Origin of the sequence: Bradyrhizobium sp. MOS003, assembly GCF_003020125.1 — a bacterium.
Lineage (GTDB): Bacteria > Pseudomonadota > Alphaproteobacteria > Rhizobiales > Xanthobacteraceae > Bradyrhizobium.
Window position 1 is genome coordinate 277,988 of the sequence record NZ_PYFW01000002.1, and the last position, 19,478, is coordinate 297,465.

19 protein-coding genes are annotated in these 19,478 nt (G+C 64.8%); 11 read left to right on the forward strand and 8 right to left on the reverse strand.

Translation table 11 applies throughout. The features are described from left to right. The first annotated feature begins 102 nt into the window (after positions 1–102). Positions 103–621 carry a DUF6101 family protein gene (locus tag C7G42_RS11780; protein ID WP_106949157.1) on the forward strand — a complete coding sequence of 173 codons (519 nt, stop codon included), beginning with the start codon at positions 103–105 and terminating at the stop codon, positions 619–621. Positions 622–727: 106 nt separating this feature from the next. Here C7G42_RS11780 and ubiA read toward each other — a convergent pair whose 3' ends face one another. Further along, complete coding sequence (ubiA, locus tag C7G42_RS11785; RefSeq protein WP_106949158.1) at positions 728–1,657, reverse strand: 4-hydroxybenzoate octaprenyltransferase; 930 nt, start codon at positions 1,655–1,657, stop codon at positions 728–730. Then, positions 1,654–2,331: a hypothetical protein gene (locus tag C7G42_RS11790; protein WP_106949159.1), complete on the reverse strand. Its 678-nt coding sequence runs from the start codon at positions 2,329–2,331 to the stop codon at positions 1,654–1,656. The genes ubiA and C7G42_RS11790 overlap by 4 nt, the downstream gene beginning before the upstream one ends. 210 nt (positions 2,332–2,541) lie before the next feature. Here C7G42_RS11790 and C7G42_RS11795 point away from each other — a divergent pair, with 210 nt between their 5' ends. Next, complete coding sequence (locus tag C7G42_RS11795; protein ID WP_106949160.1) at positions 2,542–3,297, forward strand: 16S rRNA (uracil(1498)-N(3))-methyltransferase; 756 nt, start codon at positions 2,542–2,544, stop codon at positions 3,295–3,297. On the opposite strand, the gene C7G42_RS11800 is transcribed toward C7G42_RS11795, so the two are convergent. Both C7G42_RS11800 and C7G42_RS11805 read right to left on the reverse strand, forming a co-directional pair. Continuing rightward, positions 3,294–4,304 carry a helix-turn-helix domain-containing protein gene (locus C7G42_RS11800; RefSeq protein WP_106949161.1) on the reverse strand — a complete coding sequence of 337 codons (1,011 nt, stop codon included), beginning with the start codon at positions 4,302–4,304 and terminating at the stop codon, positions 3,294–3,296. The two genes, C7G42_RS11795 and C7G42_RS11800, sit on opposite strands and share 4 nt — an antisense overlap. Before the next feature lie 10 nt (positions 4,305–4,314). Then, positions 4,315–4,881: a hypothetical protein gene (locus C7G42_RS11805; protein ID WP_245427669.1), complete on the reverse strand. Its 567-nt coding sequence runs from the start codon at positions 4,879–4,881 to the stop codon at positions 4,315–4,317. A 666-nt stretch (positions 4,882–5,547) separates the two neighbouring features. On the opposite strand from C7G42_RS11805, the gene C7G42_RS11815 reads away from it, so the two are divergent. The 5 genes from C7G42_RS11815 (at position 5,548) to C7G42_RS11835 (ending at position 10,632) form a co-directional block, all read left to right on the forward strand. Then, positions 5,548–6,699 (forward strand): ATP phosphoribosyltransferase regulatory subunit, encoded by a 1,152-nt coding sequence (locus C7G42_RS11815; RefSeq protein ID WP_106949163.1) that lies wholly within the window; start codon positions 5,548–5,550, stop codon positions 6,697–6,699. 3 nt (positions 6,700–6,702) lie between these two features. Then, positions 6,703–7,680, forward strand: coding sequence for an ATP phosphoribosyltransferase (gene hisG, locus C7G42_RS11820; protein WP_106949164.1), 978 nt, complete (start codon positions 6,703–6,705; stop codon positions 7,678–7,680). A 100-nt stretch (positions 7,681–7,780) separates the two neighbouring features. Next, the gene (locus tag C7G42_RS11825) at positions 7,781–8,827 is read left to right on the forward strand and encodes a glycosyltransferase family 2 protein (RefSeq protein WP_106949165.1); all 1,047 of its coding nucleotides are present in this window, start codon (positions 7,781–7,783) and stop codon (positions 8,825–8,827) included. After that, positions 8,824–9,669, forward strand: a complete 846-nt coding sequence (locus C7G42_RS11830; RefSeq protein WP_106949166.1) for a ChbG/HpnK family deacetylase — start codon at positions 8,824–8,826, stop codon at positions 9,667–9,669. Before C7G42_RS11825 ends, C7G42_RS11830 begins: the two co-directional genes overlap by 4 nt. 126 nt (positions 9,670–9,795) lie before the next feature. Continuing rightward, complete coding sequence (locus C7G42_RS11835) at positions 9,796–10,632, forward strand: DUF2076 domain-containing protein (protein ID WP_106949689.1); 837 nt, start codon at positions 9,796–9,798, stop codon at positions 10,630–10,632. Positions 10,633–10,753: 121 nt separating this feature from the next. On the opposite strand, the gene C7G42_RS11840 is transcribed toward C7G42_RS11835, so the two are convergent. Then, on the reverse strand, positions 10,754–11,563 hold the full coding sequence (locus C7G42_RS11840; RefSeq protein ID WP_199580851.1) for a L,D-transpeptidase family protein: 810 nt from the start codon (positions 11,561–11,563) through the stop codon (positions 10,754–10,756). Between the two features lie 315 nt (positions 11,564–11,878). On the opposite strand from C7G42_RS11840, the gene C7G42_RS11845 reads away from it, so the two are divergent. Continuing rightward, on the forward strand, positions 11,879–12,667 hold the full coding sequence (locus C7G42_RS11845; RefSeq protein ID WP_106949168.1) for a protein phosphatase CheZ: 789 nt from the start codon (positions 11,879–11,881) through the stop codon (positions 12,665–12,667). Positions 12,668–12,834: 167 nt separating this feature from the next. On the opposite strand, the gene C7G42_RS11850 is transcribed toward C7G42_RS11845, so the two are convergent. Beyond that, positions 12,835–13,356 (reverse strand): hypothetical protein, encoded by a 522-nt coding sequence (locus C7G42_RS11850; protein WP_199580852.1) that lies wholly within the window; start codon positions 13,354–13,356, stop codon positions 12,835–12,837. 315 nt (positions 13,357–13,671) lie between these two features. Between C7G42_RS11850 and C7G42_RS11855 the strand changes: the two genes are divergently transcribed. From C7G42_RS11855 to C7G42_RS11865, 3 genes are all read left to right on the forward strand, one after another. Continuing rightward, on the forward strand, positions 13,672–13,968 hold the full coding sequence (locus C7G42_RS11855) for a co-chaperone GroES (RefSeq protein ID WP_106949170.1): 297 nt from the start codon (positions 13,672–13,674) through the stop codon (positions 13,966–13,968). A 111-nt stretch (positions 13,969–14,079) separates the two neighbouring features. Next, positions 14,080–15,708, forward strand: a complete 1,629-nt coding sequence (gene groL, locus C7G42_RS11860; RefSeq protein ID WP_106949171.1) for a chaperonin GroEL — start codon at positions 14,080–14,082, stop codon at positions 15,706–15,708. A gap of 222 nt (positions 15,709–15,930) precedes the next feature. Next, entirely contained in the window at positions 15,931–17,142 is a 1,212-nt protein-coding gene (locus C7G42_RS11865; RefSeq protein ID WP_106949172.1) for a hypothetical protein, read from the forward strand. A gap of 139 nt (positions 17,143–17,281) precedes the next feature. Here the strand turns inward: C7G42_RS11865 and C7G42_RS11870 are convergent, their stop codons facing one another. Together C7G42_RS11870 and C7G42_RS11875 are read right to left on the reverse strand one after the other, a co-directional pair. Next, entirely contained in the window at positions 17,282–17,680 is a 399-nt protein-coding gene (locus C7G42_RS11870; protein WP_199580853.1) for an META domain-containing protein, read from the reverse strand. A gap of 130 nt (positions 17,681–17,810) precedes the next feature. Further along, positions 17,811–19,475, reverse strand: coding sequence for an L-lactate permease (locus C7G42_RS11875; RefSeq protein ID WP_106949174.1), 1,665 nt, complete (start codon positions 19,473–19,475; stop codon positions 17,811–17,813). Between the last annotated feature and the right edge of the window lie 3 nt (positions 19,476–19,478).

Here is a 19,478-nt window from a genome sequence, read left to right on the forward strand (position 1 = left end):
GTGACGGTGGGTTAACCAGCCTTTTTAAGCGGTTTCGGAAAGCCGCGCGCTAAGGTCCTCGCATCGACCGGGAACATAATCCCGGCGGGGAGAACTAAAGCCGTGAGGCGTCAAACAGCAACATGCGGGATCGCTCCCGCCGGGTCGAGCCGCTCTCTGCGGCTCGACCCCCTTTCCCTTCCGGTCCGCTTCGATGCGCACGATCCGCGCGCCGATGGATACACGAGGCAGATCGAGCTTCATCGCGAACGTGTCGTGCTTCGCCGTGCCGTTCGCGGCATGCGGATGGCGATCAACGTCCGCGTCAGCGATTTCACCGGCGTCGCGCTACGCGGCAATGACGAGGCGCAGGCCATCGTCCTCGTGCATCGCGATCCCTCGCTCTCCGTTCCGCTGCTCGTCGGCGCCGACGGCGACGAGCTCGTCGAGGCCTTGGCGATCTGGAGCGAGCTGTTCGCGCTTCCGCAGCTCGACGAAGGCGCGCGCAAGCCCGCCGCCCGCCGCCGCCGCGCCAATGCGATCCGCGCCCGCCGTCCGAAATTCCTGATGCGCCGCCGCATTGCGATGGCGCGGGAATTGTCGGTTCATCGCGAAGAACGCGAGATCATCGCGCGGAACTAAGTGTGATCCAGTAGGGTGGGCAAAGCGACAGCGTGCCCACGCCTTCTATCCATCATTGAGAGATCGTGGGCACGGCGCAAGTGTGCCTCTGCCCACCCTGCGAGACCTACGCCCGCATCACCGCGTCGGCGAGCAATCCCGCAAACAGCAACAGGCCAGCTTCCCTGTTCGACTTGAACAGGCGCAGACACAGCTCGGGATCCTCTATCCGCAAGCGCACGATCTGCGAGGCCAGGTGCACGGCGAAGGCGATCAGCCCGAGCCAGGCCGGCCAGCGTGCATCGGCGGAGGCGAGAGCGACGCCGATCAGCATCACAGCGAGCCCGTAGAACAGGACCAGCGCCTGGTGCGTATGTGCGCCGAACAGGCGCGCGGTGGACTTGATGCCGATCAGCGCGTCGTCCTCGGCGTCCTGATGCGCGTAGATCGTGTCGTAGCCGATCACCCATGAAATCGCGCCGGCGTAGAGCACCATCGCGGTGACGTCGATGCGTCCGAAGGTGACGGCAAATCCCATCAGGGCGCCCCAGGAGAACGCAAGGCCAAGCACGATCTGCGGCCACCAGGTGATCCGCTTCATGAAGGGATAGATCGCGACGATCAGGAGCGAGGCGATGCCGGTCAGGACCGCGAAGCGGTTGAATTGCAGCAATACGATGAGACCGGTCAGGGCCAGCGCGATCATGAAGGCCAGCGCCTGCTTCGTACTCACCTGTCCCGAGGGCAAAGGCCGCGAGCGGGTGCGCTCGACCTTGGCGTCGAGGTCGCGGTCGGTGATGTCGTTCCAGGCGCAGCCCGCCCCGCGCATCACGAAGGCGCCGATGAAGAACAGCACGATGGCGAGCGGCAGTCCGCGGACGTCATGCGCCATGCCGCTGGCGATGGCCGCCGACCACCAGCACGGCATCAACAGCAGCCAGGAGCCGATCGGACGATCGAAGCGGGACAAGCGCAAATAGGGCCGCGCCCATTGCGGCGCGCGCGTATCGACCCAGTTGCCGGTGGAATCGGCAACGCGGGCGGATGTATCGCTCATCGGGTCAGGACGTTGCCGTTGAGCGTGTCGAAGGTGCTGCCGCCCTTCTTGCCGGCATTGGCCTCAGGCGCCGAGCCCGCACCCAACACCTCGCTCAGCGACGGGCCGGCCGGACCGCGTGGCTGGTTCTGCATTTGCTGAGCGACGTTGCAGACCTTCGTCGCCATGGCCTCGGTGTTCTTGTGACCGGACTTCATCTGGTCGCCGATCTGCGGCGGGATTCCGCATTTGGCGGCGTGGGTCTCGATATACTTGATCATCTTGGTCTCGGCCTGGCTGAAATTGCGGATCAGCTTGCAGGCCTCGTCCGGGGGCGCGTGACGGTCGCTCGCGGCCTTGATCAGTTTGCCGCGCTTCTCGGCTTCCTCCCGCAGGGGAATGAAAGCCTTCATGCAGTCCTCGCCGGGGCCGCCCTGGGTCGGCGGGGCCGCGCTGAACGCGCCGGCGCCGCCGACGGGCGCGGCGCCGTTCACGGGAAAGGACGATTGCGGGGCCGTGCCGACCGAAGCGGTCGGCGCCGAGCCGTTCACGGGGGGAAACGCGGAACTGGTAGCAGCCTGGTTCGGCAGCGGCGCCGGGAAGGCGCTTTGCGCATAAGCGCCCGCGGCGCCCATGATAATCATAGGGATGGTGATCATGGCGGCAGTGATCGGAACCATCAAATGACGGATCATCAAGATAGTCTCTCCGGCAGGAGCTACGGGGTTCGGCGCCTTCCCAATTGAAGCGCAACCAGCGTGTTCGCGTTTTTACGATTCCCGCCGACGCTTAACAACCCGTTGAATAGGGCAAGAGCGCGGCGCGGGGACGCACCGTTTCGGCAATATTTACCCCCGGAATGGCTGCTTTCGGTTAAGAACGGCCCCAAAATCGGACCCTGAACGATGCCCTCCCACGATTTTCGCAGCCCCCGCCTATTCGTCGACGCTCCTCTGGCCCAAGACGCCAGGATCCCGCTCGACCGCGACCAGAGCAATTATCTCGGCAATGTGCTGCGACTTGCCGCCGGAGCCGAGGTTTTGGCCTTCAACGGCCAGGACGGCGAGTGGCAGGCCGCCATCGAAGGTCGCAAGCGGCCGGACGGCCTCGTGATCCTTCAGCAGACCCGGCCCCAGGACAGGCTGCCTGACGTCGCCTACGTTTTCGCCCCGCTCAAGCATGCCCGGCTCGACTACATGGTCCAGAAGGCCATCGAGATGGGCGCCGCCGCCCTGCACCCGGTCCTGACCCGGTTCACCCAGGCCTCCCGGGTCAACACCGAGCGGATGCGCGCCAATGTCGTCGAGGCGGCCGAGCAATGCGGCATCCTGAGCATCGCCAGCGTTGCCGAGCCGGTGCCACTGGAGCGGTATCTCGGTCAGCGGCCCGCCGATCGCCTGTTGATCTTCTGCGATGAGGCGGCGGAGGTGCAAAACCCCGTTCTGAGCCTGCAAAACGCCCGCAAAGCCGGACGAGGTATCGACGTGCTGATCGGCCCCGAAGGCGGCTTTGCCGAGGAAGAGCGGGCACTGCTGTTGCGGCAGCCGAAAATCCTGCGGCTGGCCCTGGGTCCCCGGATCATGCGGGCCGACACCGCCGCGGTGGCGGCGCTGGCGCTGGTGCAGGCCGTATTGGGCGATTGGGGCGGCGGAAGCGGCTAGATCGTTTCCCGCATCGCGCGGTGCAAGGTCTCAGACGGCAGTTCACCGAAAGCCGCCTTGTAGCTCGCCGCGAACTCGCCCAGATGCCAGAAACCGTGCGCAATCGCGCAGGCCTTCACACTGCGCCGTCCCGCACCGATTCGCAGTTGCTTGCGCACCGACCAGAGCCGGAGAATCCGGCCATAACGATGCGGGCTGATGCCGCAAATGGCCTGTGTCGCGCTCTGGAGCGTGCGGACGGACACCCCCACCTGCTCTGCGAGTTCAGGCGTCTTGTGCGAGATCGTCAGATCCTGCTGGATGAGCCGTTCCATCTCTGCGACGATGCGGCGATAGCCCTCCATCGCGGGCGACGCGGGTCCGCCTTTCGCGCTGGTGGTCAGCGCAGCTTCCATCGTGCTGAGCAACGATTGCTCGACGACGCTCAGCGATATCGGCCCGTTCAGGACGCCCGGATCATGCGCTGCGGTTTCCAGCGTGACTGAGACCAGACGGCGCAATGAGGCAAGCGCGTCCGATGTGGGGTTCACCAGGTGATAACCATCATCCAGTTGCGCCCAGGGTTCGCGGCGGGGCGGAGTGAAATACACGACGGCTATCAACCGGCCCTCCGGCTCATGGACCAGACAATCGGAATTGCCTTTCAGAATGATGATCGAACGACCAACCGATTGCCCGTTGATGCGGGCCGAGGTGACGTGATCCATCGGCAGCGCGACGGCGATGGCATTCGTCAGTTGATAGCCTCGCACGATCCGCGGAAAAGTCTTCACCAGAGACAGGGTCAGGGTCGGCAGGCTGAGCCGGGCGCGCATGATGGCCGTGGTCCCGACCGCCAGCGGCATGCTGGATGCGCCGGCATATCTCTCGGTCTCGCCGAAATGGTCGATGTCGTACGCCTGGAGCTCGAGGGCCGACGATGGCTTGAGCCCCTGGAAGGACATCGAGCGGTCCGCCGCCAGCGTTTGCGCTCCGTCGCGCGCAGTCTCGAAATGGCCCTGATCCATGTCGTGCCGCTTACTTTGCCTTCCTTGCAGACGTGGCCGCCCTGGACGCGCGCAGATCGTCCGGCCCGTTGATGCCGGCGCGCTTGAGATCGCGAAGCAGCTTCGTCAGCAGCAGCATGTTGGTCTTCTGCAGTTCATGGTTGTTTCCAAACCTGAATGCGTTCTGCTCGGTCACGATGAGTCCTGCTTCGGTCTCTTCGAGAATCTTCCGCCTCTTCAGCCCGGTCACGCGACGGCGAACCGTCTCGAGCGGCAGGCTGAGGAAGCGAGACAGTGCCGCGCGGGAGACCCCCTGCTTGATCACATCCGGCTCGACGTCGTGAATGCTGGAGAACTTCTCGTCCAACACCGGATCGTTCATCACGTGGATGACATTCGCGTTCAGGACCGCGTGAACGATGAGAAGGTCCAGCGGATCGAATTCATCGTAGTGCCGAAACAACTCACTCATCGAAAACAGCATATAGGCCAGCGTGTGTCGCGAGACCGTGCGGATGATGTCTGAAGCATTGCGCATGAATCGAATTCCAACATTCATGTTGTAGACGACGAACAGTGCGAACGGATCGTCCGCCATACCCAAAATGAGTATGCGACGACTTGCCAGCTGTTCTCAATTTCTCATTGTGAAGCTCGGCCTCGGCCGCAATCGCTCGCCGACGCGTTCGCGCCGCGCCATGACAGTCGGGCCTCGACATGCTGCGGAAGCGATGGCCGACAGGACGTTGGCGAACGATCGCGGGTTCAACGGTGCGATGACGGGGCGGGTCGAGGTGGCGCGCGATGGAAGGCGTGACGATGGACCATGATGTCGCATCCGACGCGAGGGCACGCGAAGAGCTGCGGCTCATCAGAGCGTTTCTCCGCCTCAGGGATCCCGGCCGAAGGCGAAGGATACTCGAGCTGGCGGAGAGGCTGGCGGAAGAAGCCGGGTCCGCTGCGACTGGACCGGCCGTGCCGGCGCATCATCCGTCGAGCCTGCTGGAGACGTCCCCCAGCCAAGCCGGATGATGCCGTCCAGCCCCGTTTCCAAGCACTGGCACGATGAGGTATTTAATTACCTCTTTTGGCGCGACGGCGAGTATCGGTTTTTAGCGGCTGACCGGCGGGCAAGGCTCGCTTCAAACTCGTTAAGCGATTGATCCTTTGGAGGTCGAAACCACTTTCGGGCCATGCTAAGGGCAGCGCAACTCGCTCGCCTCTCCTTGCCCTGCCCGGTTCCACCGGGACAATGGACCCAGTTATGACCGCGACTGCCACCTCAAATGCTGCCGGCTCCGCCGCCTGGGCGGATACGCTGCTGCTGTCGTTCGCGCAGGCCGGTTATGTCAGGGCCGAACCCGCCATCCTGCAGCCGGCCGAGCCGTTCCTGGACCTCTCCGGCGAGGACATCCGTAAGAGCCTGTACCTGACCACGGACCTCACGGGCGAAGAGCTCTGCCTGCGCCCGGACCTGACCATTCCCGTCGCGCGCGACTATCTCGCCTCCGGTCGTGCCGGCCAGCCGGCGGGGTTCAGCTATCTCGGCCCGGTGTTCCGCTACCGCAGCGGCCAGGCCAGCGAATTCCTGCAGGCGGGCATCGAATCGTTCGGCCGCCAGGACCGCGCCGCGGCCGACGCCGAGACGTTGGCGCTCGGGCTCGAAGCGACCGCGGCCTTCGGTGTCCGCGACGTCGAGATCCGCACCGGCGACGTGGGGCTGTTCAACGCGCTGCTTGATGCGCTGAACCTCTATCCGGTCTGGCGCCGCCGCCTGGTCAAGGATTTCAACCGCAAGATCAGCCTGGAGCAGGATCTGGAGAAGCTGGCGGCTGCGACCACCGCGAGCCCCAGCGAATATCAGGGCGTGCTCGCCGCACTCGCCGGCTCCGACCGCAAGGCCGCGCTCGCCTTCGTCACCGACCTGATGTCGATCGCCGGCACCACCAATGTCGGGGGCCGCACCACCGCCGAGATCGCCGATCGCTTCCTCGAGCAGTCGACGCTGAAGGGCGGCGCGCTGTCGCGCGAGGCGATTGCCGTGCTCAAGCGCTTCCTGACGATTGCAGGCAATCCGGACGATTCCATCGCCGAGCTGCGCGCGCTCACGGCCGACGCCAGGCTCGACCTCACGGCTGCGATCGACCAGTTCGAGAGCCGGGTCGGCTTCATGGCGGCGCGCGGCATCGACGTGAAGCAGACGCGCTTCTCGACCGCGTTCGGGCGCGGCCTCGACTATTACACCGGCTTCGAATTCGAGCTGCATCACCGCGGCAACGGCGCCGAGCCGCTGGTCGCCGGCGGCCGCTATGACGGGCTGATGACCCAGCTCGGATCGGCTGAACCGATCCCCGCGGTCGGCTTCTCCGTCTGGGTGGATGCGCTGACGAAGATCGGCCGCAAGGTGGGAGCTTAAGTCATGAGCGCGCCATTCGTCCTGGCCGTTCCCTCCAAGGGTCGCCTGCAGGAAAACACCGAGGCTTTCTTCGCCCGTGCCGGCCTCAAGCTGTCGAAGGCCGGCGGCGCCCGCGACTATCGCGGCACGCTTGCAGGCCTCGACAATGTCGAGGTCGCCTATCTCTCGGCCAGCGAGATCGCCTCGCAATTGTCGCGCGGGTTTGCCCATCTCGGCGTCACCGGGGAAGATCTGGTGCGCGAGAACATCGCGGACGCCGACAAGCGCGTGTCGCTGATCGATGGGCTTGGCTTCGGCTATGCCGACGTCGTGGTCGCGGTGCCGCAGGCCTGGATCGACGTTCGCACCATGGCCGATCTCGACGACGTCACCACCGGCTTCCGCGAGCAGCATCACATGCGGATGCGGGTCGCAACCAAGTTCGTCAACCTCACCCGCGCCTTCTTCCAGAGCCACGGCATCACCGATTACCGCATCGTCGAGAGTACCGGCGCGACCGAAGGCGCGCCGGCGGCCGGCAGCGCCGAGTTGATCGTCGACATCACCACCACGGGCGCGACGCTCGCTGCCAACGGCCTGCGGGTGCTCGACGACGGCGTGATCCTGCGCAGCCAGGCCAATCTCGTGGCGTCGAAGGATGCCGACTGGTCGCCGCAGGCGCGAGAGACCGCGCGAATCATCCTCGATCACATCGCAGCAAGGGCGCGGGCCAACAAATACCGCGAGGTCCGCACCCGCTTCCGGCAATGCGACGCCGCCCTGCTCGGCGAAGCCCACACCCGTTTCGGTGTCGTGGCACCGTTCGGCGGACCGACATCGTCAGGCATGCTGACACTGCACTGCCCGCCGGGGCAGCTCTATGCGCTGGCAAGCTTCCTGCGCGAGCACGGCGCCGAGACCGTCTCGGTGGTTTCGCTCGACTACGTGTTCGACCGGGAGAACCCGCTGTTCGCCAGGCTCGAGGCGTTCCTGCGGCAGTGAGCCTCAGGTCCGCCCGGCTTGACCGTTCAGCTTTGCGACAGCAAACGACAGCTACCATATGCTGTTGAGATGACTTCGAACGCCTCTGGGACTTGATGCGATGACGCTGGGCTCTGACGTTTCCGGCATGACGACCACCGCAGCCACCGCCGCGGCGAAGGGACTGTCGATCGTCGTCCCCGTCTACAACGAGGCGGCGGGCCTTGTCGGTCTGCATCAGCGCATCTGCGATCTCGCAAAGACCTTGCGGGAGCGCTATCGGCTGGCTTGCGAGGTCGTCTATGTCGACGACGGCAGCAAGGATGCGACGCTGGCGATCGCCCGCTCGCTGCCGGCCGACGCGATCGACGTCCAGGTGGTGTCGCTGTCGCGCAATTTCGGCAAGGAGGCGGCGCTGATGGCCGGCCTCGATCATGCCCGGCTCGGCGCCGTCATGTTCATGGACGGCGACGGCCAGCATCCGCCGGCCCTGATCGAACAGCTGGTGCGGCACTGGATCGACGACGGCTACGACGTCGTCTACACCGCCAAGGCGCATCGCGACAACGAGCCGTTCTTGCGCCGGATCGCCGTGCACGGCTTCTACGCGCTGATCAATTGGGGCGCACGGCAGAAGATCCCCGAGGACGCCGGCGACTTCCGCCTGTTGTCGCCGCGCGCGGTCACGGCGCTCAAGCAGCTGCCCGAGCGCAACCGGTTCTTCAAGGGTCTCGCCAGCTGGATCGGCTTCCGCCAGATCCGCGTCGATTATGAGCCTTCGGAGCGCGCCCATGGCGTCACCACCTTCAACGCCGCAAGCCTGCTCGGCCTGTCGATCGAGGGCCTGACCTCGTTTTCGGTGGCGCCCTTGCGCTTTGCCAGCCTGCTCGGCGTCATTCTCGCCGGCGGCGCCTTCCTGTTCGGCCTTTCGATCCTCTGGGAAGTGTTCACGACCGGCAAGCAGGTGCCCGGCTATCCCTCGCTCGTGATCGGACTGATGACGATCGGCGGCGTGCAGCTCATCATGATCGGCATCGTCGGCGAATATATCGGCAAGATCCTCTCCGAGATGAAGGCGCGCCCGATCTACTTCGTCGCCGAGCACAGTGAAAAGCACTTCGACGCCGACAAAGCGGACGACGCCGCGAAGAGGACGGCCGCCGAATGAGCGCGGCCGCGGGCCTGCGGCGGATCTGGCTCTGTGCCGACGATTACGGCATCAGCCCGGGCGTCAACCGCGCCATCCGCGACCTGATCGAACGCGGCCGCCTCAACGCCACCTCGGTGATGATGGTGGGCCCGGCGGTCGAGCGCAGTGAGATCGAAGCGCTGCAGGCATCCGCGAAGGTCAGCCCGCGCTGCGCGATCGGATTGCACGTGACGCTCTCGGCGCCGTTCCGCCCCCTCACCATGCATTTCCGGCCGCTCGACGGCGACATGTTCATGCCGTTTCCGAAGCTGCTGCGCGCAGGCGTCTTGCGACGGCTCGACCGCGAATTCTTCCGCAACGAGGTGAAGGCGCAGCTCGCCGCCTTCGCCGAAGCGTTCGGTCGGGTGCCCGACTTCGTCGACGGCCACCAGCATGTGCAGCTCTATCCGCAGGTGCGCGATGGCTTTGTCGATGCGGTCGCCGAAGTCGCACCAAACGCCTGGGTGCGCCAGGGCGGCCGCGACCTGCCGCTCAGGCAGCGCCTCGCCTCACCCAAGGCGATCGTGCTCGATGTTTTCAGCGCGCAATTCCGCCGCCGCGCCGGCAGCGCCGGCCTCAGCTTCAACCCCGGCTTCGCCGGCGCTTATGACTTCACGCGGGCGGCCGATTTCGGCGAACTGATGCGGCAATTCCTGGAAGGCTTGCCGGATGGCGGCCTCGTGATGTGCCACCCCGGCTTCGTCGACGATGTCCTCGCTGGCCTCGATCCGATGACGGACGTCCGCGAACGCGAGCACGCTTATTTGGCCGGAGACGCCTTCGCGCGTCTGCTGGCGGACAGCGGCGCCACGCTGGGATGAGACCTGCGGAAAGCAGGCCGCGAGGCAGCTTGTCGCATACCGAAATTTAATCCGGCCGGCACTGTTGGGGCCACAATGGAACCCTACATCTCCTGCGCGCTTGGTTTTGCGCGAAGGAGACAGATCATGACGCCGCAGGAACGCCAGCTCGTCGACGACCTTTTCGACCGGCTCTCGAAACTGGAAAATGCACCGCGCGATCCAGATGCGATCGCCGCGATCTCCGACGGGTTGCGCAAGGCGCCCGGCGCCGTCTATGCGCTGGTGCAGACCACGCTGCTGCAGGACGAAGCGCTGAAGCGCGCCCACAACCGCATCCAGGAGCTGGAAGCGGCCCACGCGCCCGAGCAGGCGCAGTCCGGCGGCTTCCTAGACACCATGCGCGACACGCTGTTCGGCGGAAACCCTTCGCGCGGCTCGGTTCCGAACGTGCCGCCGCGTGACGCGCGGCCGGTCTGGAACAGCGGCGGCGCGATGCAGCAGACCCAGCCGGGCTACGGCCAGCCGCCTTATGGACAGGCTTACGGCCAAGGTCCCGGTCAGGGCCCGGGTCCGGGATATGGCGCACCGCCGATGGGCGGTGGCGGCGGCTCGTTCCTCGGCACGGCGGCGGCAGCTGCCGCCGGCGTCGTCGGCGGCTCGCTGCTGCTCTCCAGCATCCGCGGCATGATGGGCGGATCGCATCAGCAGGCCTTCGGCGACACCAATGCCCTCGGCGACCGCGGCGCTGGTGGAAGTCCTTGGGGCGGCAGCGATCAGTCCGGCGGCTCGCTCGCTCGCGATGCCGGCCTCAACGACATCGGCTCAAACAGCGAGTCCCGCCAGGGCTTCTCCGACCAGGCGAACAACGATCATAACGACAACGATCAGAACTACGGCGACAACCACGACGACGGCAATATGGACGTGGCCGACGACAGCGATTTCGGCGGCGACGATGATGGCGGCAGCGATTACGCGTAAGGCTGCTGTGTCGCGCTACGAACAACAACGGCCGCCCAAGAGGCGGCCGTTTTCATTTCAGGGTCCTTGGTCATCGCCCTTCCTCCGCCCGTTGCGGAGAAAGTGAGCGGCGAACGCCCGGTTACATCACCACGACCTTGGTGCCGACATTGACGCGGCCATAGAGGTCGATGACGTCTTCGTTGCGCATGCGGATGCAGCCGGAGGAGACGTTGGTGCCGATGGTCCAGGGCTCGTTGGAGCCGTGGATGCGATAGAGCGTCGAGCCCAGATACATCGCGCGGGCGCCGAGCGGGTTCTCCGGACCGCCTTCCATATGCCGGGGCAAATCGGGGCGGCGCGCGATCATTTCGGCCGGCGGCGTCCAGTCCGGCCATTCGCGCTTGGCCGTGATCGATTTCACACCGGACCAGGTGAAGCCGGGACGCCCGACGCCGATGCCATAGCGCATCGCCCTGCCATTGCCCTCGACGAGATAGAGGAACTTGTTCGGGGTATCGACCACGATGGTGCCGGCACTTTCCTTGCCGCTATAGTCAACAGATTGTTTCTCGAACCTCGGATCGAACTGACGCTGCCGCGGGTCGGCCGCCTCCTGCTGAATCGCGCCTTGCTGATATCCACCCTGCTGCGGCACGCCGATCGGCGGCAAGCGGCGCTGGTCGTAATAGCCGGGCTGCTGTTGATAGACCGGCTGGTCAGGCGCGTAGGCCGGACCGCGGCCCGGACCGTCGCCGAACAGGAACTCGATGAAGCCGCCGCCCATGTTCGCATTCGAGGCGACGCGCACCGGCGCCGGCGGCACCTGCGGCTGGTAGAGCACCGCGGGCGGATCGTTCGGCACCGAATTGTCGAAGGCGCTGGCACTGTTTGCGCCGGCAATGAAGGTGCAAGCGCTGCCGAGCAGCGCAACAGACATTTTCTTGAACATCGACGTACTCTGTACTGTTTCGTCTAGATCACATGCGCCGTGGGGAGCTGATGGCTGATCGGCGTCCGCGACGTGGTCAATAAAAAGCAAAAGGCGTTTCGTTTGGTAAACGGAAGCCGCGTTTTGATTCACCACGTCGCGAGCGAGGGGCCAATTTGCCGATCAGCGTTTATTTTCGATGAACGCCGCACGGCCATGGTTAATCGCTTCTTTGCACGCCGTCGCCTGCAACCGCACAACAGTTCCGGCCGTGAACTTCGTGTTAAATCGCTTCTGCCTACAAAGACGCGTGAGTGAGGTGGGGGGAGTATCCTGATGGCTGTTCACCGCAAACGTTTTCGCGTCGAGGATATCGCTGGTGGCAGCGAGATGCCGAACTTTGACGTAACTGAAGAGGCAATCCCGATGCATAGCGAGATCATGGCGGAGCTGCGCGCGATCCGCGCACAGATGGCGAAGGGCAGCATGCCTGCGCCGTTGTCCGGCAGCGCAGCCATGGCGGCGATCGACGCCTCCACCGCCCACGAGCTCGCGGAAGCTCGGACCATGCTCGAGACCTATCGGGCCCAGATCGAGCAGTGCGAAAAGCTGAAGGTCGAGCTCGATCTGATCCATGACGCCATCGACCGCACCAAGCGCGAGATCGCGACGCTGCACGGCAAGAGCTTTGACGGCGGCGAAATGGCCAAGGTCAATGGCGAGCTCGGCGCGGTGGTCGGCGGCACCGAGCAGGCGACCCAACAGATCCTCGAAGCCGCGGAATCGATAGACCAGGCCGCCAGCGCAATGTCCAAGGTGGACTCGGTCGACCAGCAAAAGCGGCTCGCCGACGACATCCAGGAACGCGTCATCTCGATCTTCGAGGCCTGCAACTTCCAGGACCTGACCGGCCAGCGCATCAGCAAGGTCATGACCACGATGAAGTTCATCGAGCAGCACATCAACTCGATGATGGACATCTGGGGCGGCGTCGACGCGATCAAGGCCCACGTCGTTCCGCAGGCCGACAATCGCAGCGAGGACGACAAGCTCCTCAACGGCCCCAAGCTCGCCGGCGACGTCGGCCACGCCTCGCAGGACGACATCGACGCGCTGTTCGACTGAGCGGACGCGACAGACAGAAAAACAAAACGCCGGCCCTGGGGCCGGCGTTTTTTTGTTTCCGTCATTGCGAGGAGCGAAGCGACGAAGCAATCCGGTCTGGCTCCGGAGAGACAGTCTGGATTGCTTCGCTCCGCTCGCAATGACGAGTGGTTAGCCCAGTGCCCTGATCACGCCCGCGGCGCGCAGCGGACGTAGACCATGTTGCCGTAGCGGGTGGCGGCGTCCTTGTCGATGAAGCGGGTGATCAGGACGCGGCCGTCGAAGGAGACGATCTCGCGGTCCTGCTCGCCGGGCGTCGGGCCCGCCGGTCCGATGTAGTTCTTGCCGCTCGGCGAGCCCTTCAGCCGCAGTTCCTGCGGCGTTGCCTGGTCGGCCAGATGCATGATCACGCCGCCCGAGGAGCCGGCGGTGATCACGTAGGGATTTTTGCACTGGGACCGGGCGGCAGCCTCGGTGCGAGCGCGGTCGGCCGGGTTCTGGAACGATGCGAGGCCCCAGCGGCCGACGATCTCGTCGGCGCGAATGGTCGCAGGCATTTCCGGGCCGGTGCCGGGCTCGGCTTCGGGCGGCGGCGAGGACGACGAGAAGGACGGCAGGCTCATGCCGCCGCCGCAGGCGCCCAGCAGCAGCGCCAGACAAGAGGCGGCGGCCAGATTGGCAACCGTGCGCGCGTGAGCTGAACTGATCATGGCATTCCCCCGGACAAGACCATGGCCGCACCCCTCCTGCAGCCAAGCGTAAAAACGCTGCCGGAGCAATGACGTCCTTTGATACGCCGGCGCCCCGAACAAGTTTCCAATACCACCATCCTATATCCGCCTCACCAATCGCTTAACCACCTTTGCTTGACAGGATCGCGGCCAAGCCATATTTCCGGAACCACTATTAGCACTCGGAAAGCCCGATTGCTAAGCGCGCCGTTCGATCCCTGGGCTAGGGGATGGGCGGAAGCGCCGCCCACCCACTTCCACTACCTCCGAAGCGAGCCTCCAAAGGGAAACGTCATGGCTAAATCCAAATTTCGTCCGCTGCATGACCGTGTCGTGGTCAAACGTATCGACGCCGAGGAAAAGACCAAGGGCGGCATCATCATTCCGGACAGCGCCAAGGAAAAGCCGTCCCAGGGCGAAATCGTCGCCGTCGGCCCCGGCGGCCGTGACGAGGCGGGCAAGCTAACCCCGATCGATCTCAAGGTCGGCGACCGCGTGCTGTTCGGCAAATGGTCGGGCACCGAGGTCAAGATCGACAACGAAGACCTCCTGATCATGAAGGAGTCGGACATCATGGGCGTACTGGCCTAAGGCCACCCGTCTGAACAGCCGCTGAATGTCATGCCCGGATCGCCCGATCCGGGCATCCATCATTCCGCCGGCCACAACAAGACACATCACGAAACACGAAGGATTGCAGAAATGGCTGCCAAAGACGTCAAGTTTTCCGGAGACGCGCGCGATCGCATGCTGCGCGGCGTCGACATTCTCGCCAACGCCGTCAAGGTGACGCTCGGCCCGAAGGGCCGCAACGTCGTCATCGAGAAGTCGTTCGGCGCGCCCCGCATTACCAAGGACGGCGTCACCGTCGCCAAGGAGATCGAGCTCGAGGACAAGTTCGAGAACATGGGCGCGCAGATGCTGCGCGAGGTCGCCTCCAAGACCAACGACCTCGCCGGTGACGGCACCACCACCGCGACCGTACTGGCGCAGGCCATCGTGCGCGAAGGCGCCAAGGCGGTTGCCGCCGGCATGAACCCGATGGACCTCAAGCGCGGCATCGACAGCGCGGTCGCGGCCGTCATCAAGGACATCGAGAAGCGCGCCAAGCCCGTCGCCGCCTCATCCGAAGTCGCCCAGGTCGGCACCATTTCCGCCAACGGCGATGCCGCCATCGGCAAGATGATCGCCCAGGCGATGCAGAAGGTCGGGAACGAAGGCGTCATCACCGTCGAGGAGAACAAGTCGCTCGACACCGAGGTCGACATCGTCGAAGGCATGAAATTCGACCGCGGCTATCTCTCGCCCTACTTCGTCACCAACCCCGAGAAGATGACCGCCGAGCTCGAGGACGCCTACATCCTGCTGCACGAGAAGAAGCTCTCGGGCCTGCAGGCCATGCTGCCGGTGCTGGAAGCCGTGGTGCAGTCGGGCAAGCCGCTCGTCATCATCGCCGAGGACGTCGAGGGCGAGGCGCTGGCCACCCTGGTCGTCAACCGTCTCCGTGGTGGCCTGAAGGTGGCCGCGGTGAAGGCACCGGGCTTCGGCGATCGCCGCAAGGCCATGCTGGAAGACCTCGCGATCCTCACCGGCGGCCAGCTGATCTCCGAGGACCTCGGCATGAAGCTCGAGAACGTCACGGTGAAGATGCTGGGCCGCGCCGGCAAGGTGGTGATCGACAAGGAGAACACCACGATCGTCAAGGGCGCCGGCAAGAAGCCGGACATCGAGGCCCGCGTCGGCCAGATCAAGGCCCAGATCGAGGAAACCACCTCCGATTACGACCGTGAGAAGCTCCAGGAGCGCCTCGCCAAGCTCGCCGGCGGCGTCGCGGTGATCCGCGTCGGCGGCGCCACCGAGATCGAAGTCAAGGAGAAGAAGGACCGCGTCGAGGACGCGCTCAACGCCACCCGCGCCGCGGTGCAGGAAGGCATCGTCCCCGGCGGCGGCGTCGCGCTGCTCCGTGCCAAGAAGGCGGTGGGCCGTCTCACCAACGCCAATCCCGACGTCCAGGCCGGTATCAACATCGTGCTGAAGGCGTTGGAAGCTCCGATCCGCCAGATCGCCGAGAACGCGGGCGTGGAAGGCTCGATCGTCGTCGGCAAGATCCTGGAGAACAAGTCCGAGACCTTCGGCTTCGACGCCCAGAACGAGGATTATGTCGACATGGTCGAGAAGGGCATCATCGACCCCGCCAAGGTGGTCCGCACCGCGCTGCAGGACGCCTCCTCCGTGGCCGGCCTCCTGGTCACCACCGAAGCCATGGTCGCCGAGCTCCCGAAGGAAGCTGCGCCCGCGATGCCGGCCGGCGGCGGCATGGGCGGCTTCTAAACCTCCGTTCCATTGCAGTGTTGCGAAGGCCGCCTCCGGGCGGCCTTCTTTTTTGCCGACCCTGCCCCTCCGCTTTCCGATTCAACCGACGGCCGAAACCAACTACGGTGACGCGCCGATTCGAATTGTTTGGGCATGATCCTCCCGGAAAACCCGCTTCGCACTTTGCGCTAACGCGGCCCTCCGGGTTCGGATCATCCCCGTTCCGCGAGGATTTCATCGATGCGTGCGCTTCTGGTTTGTTCGACAGCCCTTTTTGCGGCTCTGCTTGCAGCTTCTCCGCAACCCGTTTCCGCCCAGATGAAGCTGTCGCCGAAGGCCACGACGCCCAGTGGTCCGGAGACACGCTATTTCACCTCGATCGACGGGCTGATGGACGGCAACGCCGACGTGATCCTGAAGGAGACGCGCCAGGGCAAGACGGTGACGGCTGCGGTGCTCGACGTCTGCTATCCCGTCGCCAAGAATTCCGACCGCAAGGACCGCTTCGTCGTCAACCTCCAGGTCGCGGGCCAGACCCTGACCGGCACCACGCAGAGCGTCGGCGAGAAGGCGCCCGTCAGTGTCAAGCTGCTGCGCAAGCAGAGCGGCGATACGTTCGAGTTTCGCGGCCAGATCAGCGTCGGCCAGGTGGTGACCGAGGTGACTTCGCCCGACAATTCCGATCTCAGCGAGAAGGAATTTCAGGACAACCAGACCTCCGACGACGGCATCACGCCGCAGCCGAAGGATTTCACCGACGTTTCGCCGGAAGCGATCGCGGTCAAGGTCAAGCTCGACGCCGCGACCGACTTCCTGAAGAGCCTGAAGGGCCAGGCGGTCGAGGTGACGCTGGCGAGCCTCACGGTCGGCTGCGATGCGCTGCGTGCGGGCGAGCAGACCATCAACATGTCGGTCGACCCCGAGCGCGCCGGCGCGCTACTGGCGAAGTTCAAGGCGATGCCGGGCGTCACCGCCGCGGGCTGGACCGCGGGCATGACCGAGATGGACCGCACCATCCGCTTCGCAGCAGCCGACTGGCGCGAGGGCGACAAGATCAGCAAGGACAAGCTCGCGGCCGCCGTTGCGAACGTTTTGAGCCGGACGCTGGCGGCAAAGCCGGTGTCGCAGAGCTTCAACCCCGCCACGGGCAAGCTCAAGCTGGTGTTCAAGCGGCCGAACCCGGATTTCCCCGCGCTCGATCTCACCGACACGATCGAGGTCGCAGGGCTCGTCTCGCCCGACAAGCCAGGCACGACCGACAAGCTCATGCTCTGGATCGGCAGCCCTGCGACGACGACCACTGACGAGAGCAGCGGCGCCAAGCTCAATCTCTCCGACGACGCCTCGGTCGACGAGGAAGGCGATCAGCCCGACGACAACGGTTCGATTGAAGCGCTCGCCAAGGAGCTGAAGGGGCAGCGCTGGGACGCCGACAAATCGGCGTGGAAGTAGGCTCTCCTGCCCTGGACGGAGCGCGAAGCGCTGCGAGCCGGGGCCCAGAGGCAGCAAGCGAAGTCGTCGAAAGATTTCTGGTCCCGGCTCTGCGCAGCAGCGTTACACGCTGCAGCGCGTCCGGGACACGAGAGCAGTGCTAGTTCCCCGTCGACCTGAAGCGCAGCGGCTTGGGGCCGATCAGCGTCAGCACGTCGCCCTGGCGCTTCCAGGTCTCGACGCTGCTCAGCGCTGCAACGAGTTCGTCGTCGGCCTGCGCTCTTGCCGTCGGGCAGTTGCGGTCCTGGATCTGGCCGGGGACGAAGATCACGGTGTTGCCGGCGACCGAGAACTGACCCTTTCCGCCCTTGCACCAGAGCTCCAGCACGACCTCGCCATGGTCGCCGATCTCGATGTTCGGAATTCGCTTCGAGCCTGCTTGCGGCAGCGCTTCCAGCGTCATCTCGGTGCCGAACGGAAAACCGTCCTCGGCACGCGCGACAATGGACATCGCGAGCATTGCAACCGCAGCACACACCAACCGCTTGAGCGAAACCATGAGACCTCTCGACCGACCTGATTTGCGGCACCTTCTATAAGACTGCGGGCTCATTGAGAAGGTTCGCTCGCACGCAAAAATCCCCGCGGAGACCTCCGCGGGGATTTGCATCGAAACCGGACGTGGCCTGTTACTTCAGCACCATCGCCGTGAACGGATAGACATAGGCCTGCAACGTCACGAGCACACCGACGAGACAGGCCAGCACGATCGAGTGCCAGAACACGAAGCGCAGGATCGTGCCCTCATGGCCGTACCAGTTGGTGGCCGTGGAGGCGACCACGATCGACTGTGCGTCGATCATCTTGCCCATCACACCGCCGGACGAGTTCGCGGCGGCCATCAGGATCGGCGATATGCCGAGCTGCTCGGAGGTGATCTTCTGCAAATTGCCGAACAGGATGTTCGACGACGTATCCGACCCCGTCAGCGCCACGCCAAGCCAGCCGAGCAGCGTGCCGAAGAAGGGATAGAGCACGCCGGTTGCGGCGAAGGCCAAACCAAGCGTCGCGTCGACGCCGGACAGGCGCGTCAGCGTGCCGATCGCCAGCATCGCTGAGATCGTGATCAGCGAGATCGCGCAGAGGCGGATGGTGCGGCCGTATTCGCTCACGAGCTTGCCGGGACCGACGCCCATCAGGAAGCCGGAGATGATCGCCGCGATCAGCATGCCGGTGCCGGTGAACGACAGATAGGTGAATCCGAATACCGCTCCCTCCGGCGTCGGCTTGGCCGCCACCGGCGGCATCTTGTTGATCATCTGGTGCAGCTCGGGAACGGGATAGTTCCAGACGAAGATCGAATTCGCCCAGGTCTTGAAGCCGCCATTGCCCCAGATCAGCATCACGATACAGACGATGATCCAAGGCAGCAGCGCGCTGAACAGCTCGCTCTGCGTCAGCGGCGTCTTGTCGAGCGGTTTTGCCGGGGCCATGGTGGAGGCCGATTCATCATTGCCGCGCAACGCCGGCGACAGCCAGAGCTGCTTCGGCTGCCAGACCTTCAGGAACAGGATCAGCGCGCCCATCGAGATCAGCGACGCGCCGATGTCGACGATCCAGGGATTGATGTAGTTCGAGATCACGAATTGCGGGATGGCGAACGACACGCCGGTGACCAGGATTGCCGGCCAGACGTCCTTCATGCCTTTCCATCCGGCAAAAGCCCATATCACCCAGAACGGCACGATCAGCGAGAAGAACGGCAGCTGCCGTCCAACCATCGCACCCAGGATGTAGGGATCGAACCCGGTAACCGAGGCAAGACCCTGGATCGGCGTACCCAGCGCGCCATAGGCGACCGGCGCGGTGTTGGCGATCAGCGACAGGCCAGACGCCGCAAGCGGCGAGAAGCCGAGGCCGATCAGCACGGCACCGGTGATGGCGACCGGCGTGCCGAAGCCGGAGGCGCCCTCGAAGAACGCGCCGAAGGAGAACGCGATCAGCAGCAATTGCAGCCGCCGATCCTCGGTGACGCCGCCGATGGCGCGCTTGAGCAATTCGAAGCGTCCCGTGCTCACCGTCACCTGGTAGAGGAAGATGACGTTGAGCACGATCCAGCCGATCGGGAAGAAGCCGGTCACGACGCCCAGCACCGATGCGCGAATCGACATGTTGGCCGGCATGGTGAAGACGAAAATCGTGATCAGATTGGCCACGATCACGGCGATGACCGCCGCGATATGCGCCTGGACGCGGCCGCTGGCGATCAGGACCAGCAGCGTGACGACGGGTACCGCCGCCGCAATCGTCGACAGCACTGGGCTGTGCAGCGGGTCATAGACTTGATTCCACATGGT

What these genes read in the sequence shown, in the direction of transcription:
- ubiA (WP_106949158.1), bottom strand. Translation starts at nt 1,657, where the DNA reads ATGAGCGATACATCCGCCCGCGTTGCCGATTCCACCGGCAACTGGGTC.
- C7G42_RS11790 (WP_106949159.1), bottom strand. Translation starts at nt 2,331, where the DNA reads ATGATCCGTCATTTGATGGTTCCGATCACTGCCGCCATGATCACCATC.
- C7G42_RS11795 (WP_106949160.1), top strand. Translation starts at nt 2,542, where the DNA reads ATGCCCTCCCACGATTTTCGCAGCCCCCGCCTATTCGTCGACGCTCCT.
- C7G42_RS11800 (WP_106949161.1), bottom strand. Translation starts at nt 4,304, where the DNA reads ATGGATCAGGGCCATTTCGAGACTGCGCGCGACGGAGCGCAAACGCTG.
- C7G42_RS11805 (WP_245427669.1), bottom strand. Translation starts at nt 4,881, where the DNA reads ATGGCGGACGATCCGTTCGCACTGTTCGTCGTCTACAACATGAATGTT.
- C7G42_RS11815 (WP_106949163.1), top strand. Translation starts at nt 5,548, where the DNA reads ATGACCGCGACTGCCACCTCAAATGCTGCCGGCTCCGCCGCCTGGGCG.
- hisG (WP_106949164.1), top strand. Translation starts at nt 6,703, where the DNA reads ATGAGCGCGCCATTCGTCCTGGCCGTTCCCTCCAAGGGTCGCCTGCAG.
- C7G42_RS11825 (WP_106949165.1), top strand. Translation starts at nt 7,781, where the DNA reads ATGACGCTGGGCTCTGACGTTTCCGGCATGACGACCACCGCAGCCACC.
- C7G42_RS11830 (WP_106949166.1), top strand. Translation starts at nt 8,824, where the DNA reads ATGAGCGCGGCCGCGGGCCTGCGGCGGATCTGGCTCTGTGCCGACGAT.
- C7G42_RS11835 (WP_106949689.1), top strand. Translation starts at nt 9,796, where the DNA reads ATGACGCCGCAGGAACGCCAGCTCGTCGACGACCTTTTCGACCGGCTC.
- C7G42_RS11840 (WP_199580851.1), bottom strand. Translation starts at nt 11,563, where the DNA reads ATGTTCAAGAAAATGTCTGTTGCGCTGCTCGGCAGCGCTTGCACCTTC.
- C7G42_RS11845 (WP_106949168.1), top strand. Translation starts at nt 11,879, where the DNA reads ATGGCTGTTCACCGCAAACGTTTTCGCGTCGAGGATATCGCTGGTGGC.
- C7G42_RS11850 (WP_199580852.1), bottom strand. Translation starts at nt 13,356, where the DNA reads ATGATCAGTTCAGCTCACGCGCGCACGGTTGCCAATCTGGCCGCCGCC.
- C7G42_RS11855 (WP_106949170.1), top strand. Translation starts at nt 13,672, where the DNA reads ATGGCTAAATCCAAATTTCGTCCGCTGCATGACCGTGTCGTGGTCAAA.
- groL (WP_106949171.1), top strand. Translation starts at nt 14,080, where the DNA reads ATGGCTGCCAAAGACGTCAAGTTTTCCGGAGACGCGCGCGATCGCATG.
- C7G42_RS11865 (WP_106949172.1), top strand. Translation starts at nt 15,931, where the DNA reads ATGCGTGCGCTTCTGGTTTGTTCGACAGCCCTTTTTGCGGCTCTGCTT.
- C7G42_RS11870 (WP_199580853.1), bottom strand. Translation starts at nt 17,680, where the DNA reads ATGGTTTCGCTCAAGCGGTTGGTGTGTGCTGCGGTTGCAATGCTCGCG.
- C7G42_RS11875 (WP_106949174.1), bottom strand. Translation starts at nt 19,475, where the DNA reads ATGTGGAATCAAGTCTATGACCCGCTGCACAGCCCAGTGCTGTCGACG.